5 protein-coding genes are annotated in these 5,080 nt (G+C 74.1%); 2 read left to right on the top strand and 3 right to left on the bottom strand.

Annotated elements, in window-relative coordinates; translation table 11 throughout:
• Both ABFX54_RS55850 and ybiA read left to right on the top strand, forming a co-directional pair.
• Positions 1-555 (top strand): helix-turn-helix transcriptional regulator (locus ABFX54_RS55850; RefSeq protein ID WP_346115478.1); only part of this gene is annotated, 555 nt, incomplete at its 5' end.
• A gap of 57 nt (positions 556-612) precedes the next feature.
• Entirely contained in the window at positions 613-1,203 is a 591-nt protein-coding gene (gene ybiA, locus ABFX54_RS55845; RefSeq protein WP_428834671.1) for a riboflavin biosynthesis intermediates N-glycosidase, read from the top strand.
• An 80-nt stretch (positions 1,204-1,283) separates the two neighbouring features.
• Here ybiA and ABFX54_RS55840 read toward each other — a convergent pair whose 3' ends face one another.
• The 3 genes from ABFX54_RS55840 to ABFX54_RS55830 form a co-directional block, all read right to left on the bottom strand.
• On the bottom strand, positions 1,284-1,826 hold the full coding sequence (locus ABFX54_RS55840; RefSeq protein ID WP_346115477.1) for an RNA 2'-phosphotransferase: 543 nt from the start codon (positions 1,824-1,826) through the stop codon (positions 1,284-1,286).
• Positions 1,827-1,935: 109 nt separating this feature from the next.
• Positions 1,936-4,068 carry an SF1B family DNA helicase RecD2 gene (gene recD2, locus ABFX54_RS55835; protein ID WP_346115476.1) on the bottom strand — a complete coding sequence of 711 codons (2,133 nt, stop codon included), beginning with the start codon at positions 4,066-4,068 and terminating at the stop codon, positions 1,936-1,938.
• A gap of 94 nt (positions 4,069-4,162) precedes the next feature.
• Positions 4,163-5,080 (bottom strand): acetate kinase (locus tag ABFX54_RS55830; protein ID WP_346115475.1); only part of this gene is annotated, 918 nt, incomplete at its 5' end.

Below are 5,080 nucleotides of genomic sequence, written 5' to 3'. Positions count from 1 at the left end.
CTCCTGGCGGACCTGGCCGCCGCCTTCCGCGGACGGCGCCGCCGGCGGCTGCGTTACCGGGGGCGCGACGGGGGCGGCGGGGTCACGGGCCGCGAGGTCGAGCCGCACCGGCTCGCGCACACGCCGCGGCGCTGGTACCTGCTCGCCTGGGACGTCGGCAAGGACGACTGGCGCACGTTCCGGGTGGACCGGATCGAGGGGCCGCTGGGCCTGCCCGGAGCCCGGTTCACGCCCCGGCCGCTGCCGCAGGACGACGTGGCCGCGTACGTGTCGCGCTCCATCACCTCGGCCCCCTACCGCTACCGGGCCCGCATCCTCTTCCACGCGCCGCTGGCTTCGGTCGCGCCGCGCACCTCGCCCGGCGCGGGGCGGCTGGAGGCCGTGGACGAGCGCACGTGCCTGTTCCTGGCGGGCTCCGACTCGCTCGACGACCTGGCCGTCTACGTCGCGACGAAGGGGTTCGACTTCGAGGTGCTGGAGCCGGCGGAGCTGGTCCCGGTGCTACGCGCCCTCTCCGGCCGCCTCGCGCGGGCCGCGGGAACGGGGGAGCGGTGAGGTGGCACGGGACATGAACCGGAGCGATGTGATGGGTTTTGTGGCACTCTGAAGGCCATGTCCGCTGAGCCCGCTGTGCCGCTGTCTCTGCCCATGACCGTGGACGAGGCGGTCGCCGCCGAGCGATCCGGCCTGCGTCTCAAGTACCTGTACTTCTGGGGTCACCGGCCCTCCCGCGACGGAAGCGTGGGGCCCGGTTGCCTGAGCCAGTGGTGGCCGGTGACCTTCGCCGAGGACGGGCACACGTTCGCCTCCGCCGAGCACTACATGATGGCGCACAAGTCCTGGCTGTTCGGGGACGAGGCGACCGCGGCCGCGATCCTGGCCGCCGGGCATCCGGGCGAGGCCAAGACGCTCGGCCGCGGCGTACGGGACTTCGACGAGGCGGTGTGGGAGGAGCGCCGCTTCGACATCGTGGTGCGCGGGAACGTGGCCAAGTTCGGGCAGAACCCGTCACTGGCCGGCTACCTGCTGGGGACGGCCGGCCGCGTCCTGGTGGAGGCCAGCCCGCTGGACCGGGTGTGGGGCATCGGCCTGGCCGCCGACGACGAGCGTGCCGCCGCGCCGTCCGCCTGGAAGGGCCTCAATCTGCTCGGCTTCGCCCTGATGGCGGCCCGCACCACCCTCACCGCCGACCGCGACCGCTGACCCGCACGACTCCACCGTGCCGACCGCGCCGCCCTGCCCCAGTCCCGCGCCCGGATGCCGGTTCGCAGCCGGGTGGGGCGTCAGGACGGGAAACGCAGGTGGGTCGGTGGGACGTGGTCGGCCAGCCACACCCCGTTCGCGCTGCGCCGGAACGTGTGCCCGCCCCGGTGCAGCTCACCCGCCGCCACCACCAGCACCACGGGAACGCCGCGCCGAGCCCCCACCCGCATCGCCGTCTCCCGGTCGGGCGACAGGTGGACGTGGTGCCGGCTCATCGGGCGCAGCCCCTCCGCCTTGATCGCCGCCAGGAAGCGGCCGACGGTGCCGTGGTAGAGCACCTCGGGCGGCTCGACGGCGGGCAGGCCGAGGTCCACCGGCACCGAGTGCCCCTGGCTGGCCCTGATACGGCCGCCCTCGATCGTGTAGCGCCGCTTGTCGTTGGCCGCGACGACCTGCCGCAGCTCCTCCGCCGTGATCGTGAAGCCGTGCTCGGCGGCGGCGCGCAGCAGCTCGTCCACCTCGACCCAGCCGCCCTCGTCGAGGGTGAGGCCGATGCGCCGCGGGTCGTGCCGCAGGTGCCTGGCGAGGTATTTGGAGATGCGGATCATGCGCGGTTCGTCCATCACCGGCCATGCTGCCGTGCGCGAGGCACCCCCGCCAACCGAATGAGCCCCGTTTCCGCACTCTCGGGTCAGGCGCCGAAGCCGGTGTCTCGCGCGGCCCCGTCCTCGGTCAGGCGTCGAGGGCCGAGGTGAGGCGGCGGGCGAGGCCGGTGTTGCGGCGGTGGCCCAGCCGGTGCACCGCCAGCTCCAGCGCCTCCCGCTGCCCCACCAGCACCACCCAAGCCTTCGCCCTGGTCACCAGCGTGTAGAGCAGCTTGCGCCGCAGCATGACCCCGCCGGACTCGGCCACGATCGGCGCCACCACGAACGGGTATTCGCTGCCCTGCGACCGGTGCACGCTGATCGCGTAGGCGTGGGTCAGGTCGTCGAGCTCGTCGAAGGAGTAGGTCACGCTCTCGCCGTCGTCGGTCCGGAGCTCGACCACGCGCTCCTCGCGCACCACCGCCGTCACCGTGGCGGTCTCGCCGTTGAAGACGCCCTTGTCGTAGTTGTTGCGGATCGGCATGACGCGGTCGCCCACCCGGAACACCGACGACCCCGACCAGTGCTCGGGCTTGTCGTCGGCGGCCGGGTTGAGCTGGTCCTGGATGAGCCGGCCGAGCGCGGTGGCGCCGGTGTCGCCCTTGCGCATCGGGCACAGCACCTGCACCTGCCCCGGCTCGACGTTCTGCTTGCGCGGGATCGCCACCATCGCCAGGTGCGCCACCCGCCGCGCCACCTGCTCGGGGTCGTCGAGCTCCTCGAACCAGAACCCGCCGCCGCCCGGAGTCGAAGGCAGCCGGCCGGCCCGGATGCGGTGGGCGGCGTCGATGATGCCACTGCCGCCCGCCTGGCGGAAGACGTGGGTGAGCTGGACCCGGGGGATCGCCGGCACCCGCAGCAGGTCGGCCAGGACGTCGCCGGGGCCGATGCTGGGCAGCTGGTCGCTGTCGCCGATCAGGAGCAGGTGGCTGCCGGGGCGGACGGCGGCGGTCAGCCGGGTGGCCAGGTGCAGGTCGAGCATGGACGCCTCGTCGACCACGATCAGGTCGGCCTGCGCGGGCAGCTCGTCGAAGAGCGTCTCGGGATCGGGGTCGGGCTGCTGGGCGAGCATGCGGTGCACGGTCATCGCGGGCAGCCCGGTCAGCTCCGACAGCCGCTTGGCGGCCTTGCCCGTGGGAGCCGTGAGCGTCACCGTGCCGCCCGCCGCGCGCACGGTGGTCGCGATGGACTTGACCGTGTGGCTCTTGCCGCACCCGGGGCCGCCGGTGATGATCGAGACGGTGCTGGTCAGGGCCATGGTGAGCGCGGCGCGCTGGTCTTCGTGCAGGCCGGGATCCTCGCGGTAGGAGCGCAGCGGCAGCGTCGAGCGGGCCTCCATGAGCGCGGTGAGCTGGGCGGTGAGCGCCACCTCGCGGCTGTGCACGTGTTTCGCGTACGCCACCACCTGCCCGGGCTGGTCAGGGGCCGCCTCCAGGACCAGCCGCCGCTCGGCCGCCAGCGCGTCGACCATCGGCCGCACCAGCTCCTGGTCCTGCTCGATCAGCTCGGCCGCCTCCCTGACCAGGGCGGCGGCCGGTACGTAGCAGTGGCCGTCGCGGCTGCCGGCCGCCTCCAGCCGGTCGAGCAGCGCCGCCTTGACCCGCTGCGGGCTGCGCTCGGGCACCCCGGCCTGGAGGGCGATCCGGTCGGCGACCCGGAAGGCGACGCCCCTGACCCGGCCGATCAGCCGGTAGGGGTCGGTGGTCAGGACCTCGTCGGCGTCCTGCCCGAACACCTGGTAGATCTTCGCCGCGAGCAGCGGGCTGACGCCGAGTCCCTGCAGTGTCACCATCAGCGCCGCGATGGCCTTCTGCTCCTGCCACGCCTCGACGATCTGCCCCTGCCGCAGCGGCCCGATGTTGACGACCTCGGTGAGCCGCTCGGGCTCGCCGTCGATGACCTTGAGGGTGGCCTCGCCGAAATGGTCGACGATCGCGTATGCCAGCCTCGGCCCGATGCCTCTGATCAGCCCCGAGCCCAGATAGATGCGGATCGCCCGGACCGACGACGGCGTCACCCGCTCGCACCCGGTGACCGCGAACCGCCGCCCGAACCGCGCGTGCCGGCTCCAGTCGCCGAACAGCCGCAGCGTCTCGCCCGGCTGCGCCCCGGCCAGCGCCCGCCCGGTGGCCACGAAGTCGGGCTCGCCGTCGGCGCTCATGCGCGCGACGGTGTATTCGTCATCACGGACGTAGACGAGCTGTTCGACGGACGCCTCCACACGGCAGATCCAACCATCCGCGACCGACAAACGCCTCACAGGGCCACGAGAGCGCCCTGTCAGATCGGAGACGGCCCCAGGCGCGATCGCCGGCTCACAGCGCCGTCGGGTACGCCTCCGGCCCGACGTCCTCCGCGAGGGCGCGCAGGCATTCGCGGGCCAGCTGCAGCTCCTCGCGGACCTGCACCACCAGGACGAGCACGCCGCCGTCGCTGACCGGCCCGTCGTCGTGGCGGTTGCCCAGCACCGGCGGGCGCACGCCGAGCAGGCCGAGCCGCCGGCACACGGCCTCGCGCACCTCGGGCTGGTCCCAGCCGATCTCGCCGGTGAACACCAGCGCGTCGATCCGCCCGAGCGAGGTGGCCGCGGCGGCGATCTCCCGGCTGACCCGGTGGGCGAAGACCCGCAGCGCCAGCCCGGCCGCCGCGTCGCCGTCCCGCTCGGCGGCCACCAGCTCGCGGGTGTCCCCTGAGCGCCCGCCCGACAGCCCGAGCAGCCCGGAGCGGCGTTCCAGGCCCTCGGCCAGCTCCTCGGCCGTCAGCCCGCCGTACCGGAGCAGCCACAGCAGCATCCCGGGATCGACGCTGCCCGAGCGCTTGCTCATGGGCATGCCCTCCAGCGGCGTGAACCCCATCGAGGTGTCCAGGCTGCGCCCGCCCGACAGCGCGCACACCGAGCAGCCGCCGCCCAGATGGGTGATCAGCAGGTCCAGCTCGGCCACCGGGCGGCCGAGCAGCTCGGCGACCCGGTCGGCGGCCCAGGCATAGGAGAGCCCGTGGAAGCCGTGACGGCGCAGGCCGTGCCGCTCGCGCCACGCGCGCGGCAGCGGGTAGACGGCGGCCTCGTCCGGCAGCCCGGCGTGGAAGGCCGTGTCGGGGCAGATCACGTGCGGCACCGCGGGCAACTGCTCGCGGGCCGCCGCCAGCAGCGCCAGCGCCGGCGGCAGGTGCAGCGGTGCCAGGCCGGTCAGTCCGCGCAGCGCGCCTGCCGTCTCGTCGTCGGCGACCACGGG

This window comes from Nonomuraea maheshkhaliensis, assembly GCF_039529435.1.
Taxonomy (GTDB): domain Bacteria; phylum Actinomycetota; class Actinomycetes; order Streptosporangiales; family Streptosporangiaceae; genus Nonomuraea; species Nonomuraea maheshkhaliensis.
This window is presented reverse-complemented; position numbering and strand designations above follow the sequence as displayed.

Coding starts and splice junctions, on each gene's coding strand:
- ybiA (WP_428834671.1), top strand. CDS start 613: ATGTCCGCTGAGCCCGCTGTGCCGCTGTCTCTGCCCATGACCGTGGAC.
- ABFX54_RS55840 (WP_346115477.1), bottom strand. CDS start 1,826: ATGGACGAACCGCGCATGATCCGCATCTCCAAATACCTCGCCAGGCAC.